This is a genomic window from Actinosynnema sp. NPDC059797 (genome assembly GCF_042732085.1).
Taxonomy (GTDB): domain Bacteria; phylum Actinomycetota; class Actinomycetes; order Mycobacteriales; family Pseudonocardiaceae; genus Actinosynnema.
This window is the reverse complement of record NZ_JBHWIE010000652.1, coordinates 1-2222: the sequence shown is the minus strand read 5'-3', so window position 1 is coordinate 2222 and position 2222 is coordinate 1. Positions and strand designations below refer to the sequence as shown.

The following is a 2222-nucleotide window of genomic DNA, read 5'->3' as shown; positions in this document are numbered from 1 at the left end:
GGGGACCGACCCCCAGCCGGTCCCCGCGGGGGCGCCGTCACCCGCCGGCCCCGCGCGACGCCGCGAGCGTCGCGCCCACCGACCGCAGCACCTCGTCGGTGCGCGCCACCTGCCCGGCCACGGCCTCCAGCGCCCGCGCCACCGCCGGGCCCACGACCCCCGGCCACTCCACCCCGGCCACCCGCTGCCGCGCCTCCTCCGTCGGCTCCGGGAACTCCGCCGCCACCGCGTGCACCACCGCACCCAGCACCGCGTCCAGCACCAGCTCCGGCAGCATCGACGACACCAGGTTCGGCAGGTGCCCCGGCTGCTCGCCCCCCGAGCGCGGCAGCCACGGGTCCAGGTTCGGCCGCAGCGCCTCCCACAGGCCCGCGTCCACCGCCCCGACCCCGAACCGCCCGGCCCACTGCGCCGCGTCGGCCCGCGTCGCCGTGGCGGCGAGCACCTCCCGCACGTCGACGCCGACCCGCAGCAGCTCCGCCAGGTCCGGCGAGCCGAGCGAACCGGGCCGCAGGTCCATCGACACCCGGTGGTGCCAGCGCGCGGCCCACACCGCCCGCCACCACATGCCCTCCTGCGACTCCGGGCGGGCCAGCCACACCGCGATGTTGCGGTAGTAGGCCTTGATCTCCTCGAACACCGCCCGACCCGACTCCGACGCGGCGAACCCGACGCTCTTGACCGGGTCCTGCGACAGCGAGTCGCCGATCAGGTTGATGTTGAAGAAGTGGTGCCACGTGGCGTCCACCGCCACCCGGCCCACCCCGGCCCGGTGCCCGTCGTAGGCGCCGACCGCGCCGAAGGTCCGCGCGTCGAGCCTGCCCTTGCGCGGGTCCAGCTCCGCCGGCCGGGCGTTGATCGACGACCACGCCACCACCTCCGGCGCGAGCCCGCCCGGGTACTCGACGACCTCGTACCCGGCGAAGTCGAACCTCGCCCCCAGGTCCTCCGGCACGAGGCACTCGCCCTCGTGCGGGTGGTCGGGCAGCACCCGGATCGGCCCGCGCGGCCCGCACAGCAGCGGGTGCGGGTACGCCTGGTGCGCCCACTTCGGCGAGTCCGACGTGGCGTACATGCGCGGCGTGACCACCTGCGGGACGTCGTCGGACTGGTCGTCGAGCTGGAACAGCGGGTCGCGGCCCTCCGACAGGGTGTCGTGCCGCGCCGGCCCGTCGACCGACGGCGCGACCGGCTCCCCGTTCGGGCCCGGCTCCGGCCAGTGCCACTTGCGCATGCTGCGCACCCGGGGCACCGCGCCGCACAGGGACACGCCCAGGTCCTCGTGGTCGCCGGTGGCGAACGTGCCGCCACCGCCGTCCATGAACCGGGCCAGGGCCCGCAGTTCGACCTCCTCCAGCGACGGCCGGTCGCCGCGCGCCACGCCGAACAGCCAGATCTGGTCGTACTGCGACAGGTCGTGCTCGTCGAAGCGGAACCCCGGCACCTCGGCGGACAGCGCGGGCAGGTTCCGCTCGCGGTGCGCCGTGGTCACCTCGACCCTGAGCCACGGCAGCACCGGTTCCTCCAGCACTCCCACCAGCGTGGACAGGCCGAAGTCGGCCCCGTCGAAGCTTGCCTGGCCGTCGGTCACCATCAGCACCCGGACGGTCCGGGGCTCGGCGAGGACGGACGTGTCCGCTCGGGTATCGTTCACGGTGCGATCCCTTCGATTTCCACCAACAGGTCCGACCGGCGGGCGTCGACCGCGAACACGGCGACCTCCGCGCGGCGGGGGAACTCCTCGCGGCACAGCCGCGTCACCACCGGCACGTCCTCGGCGCGCTTGACGTACACCTTGACCCGGCGCAGGTCCTGCAACGCCCACCCGCCCGGCAGCCCGTGCCGGGTCAGGTTCTCCGGGCCGATCAGCGCGGCGATGTTCGCCAGCGCCACCTGGCACTGCCGCACCACGTCGCCGTGGCACACCGTGACGTCGTCGAGGGTGCTCGCGGTGCCGGACACGTGCAGCTCGGCCCGCTCGCGCCCCGGCTCCGGCGCCAGCCACGTCGCGTGGGCGAAGCCCGGCGACCCGCGCCGCCCCGCCCGCTCGCGCGCCTGCAGCGGGTTCTCCAGGTGCACGGCGCGGCGCGAGCGGTGCGCCAGGAACCAGAACCCGACCCCGCCGCCCATCGAGCCGATCCCGGTGGAGGCGGGCGCGGGGCGCGGCGACTCGTCGAACGCCCGCGCCCGGCCCTCGTGGAACGAGGCGTGGAGCTCGACGC

General features: G+C 75.8%; 1 protein-coding gene and 1 pseudogene. Both read right to left on the bottom strand.

Going from position 1 to position 2222, the window contains the following annotated elements; genetic code table 11:
• Positions 1 to 37: 37 nt before the first annotated feature.
• On the bottom strand, positions 38 to 1654 hold the full coding sequence (locus ACFV4N_RS42960; RefSeq protein WP_499678452.1) for a hypothetical protein: 1617 nt from the start codon (positions 1652 to 1654) through the stop codon (positions 38 to 40).
• Positions 1651 to 2222, bottom strand: a pseudogene (locus tag ACFV4N_RS42955) (FkbO/Hyg5 family chorismatase); the annotation flags it as partial. The pseudogene ACFV4N_RS42955 and the gene ACFV4N_RS42960, both read right to left, overlap by 4 nt.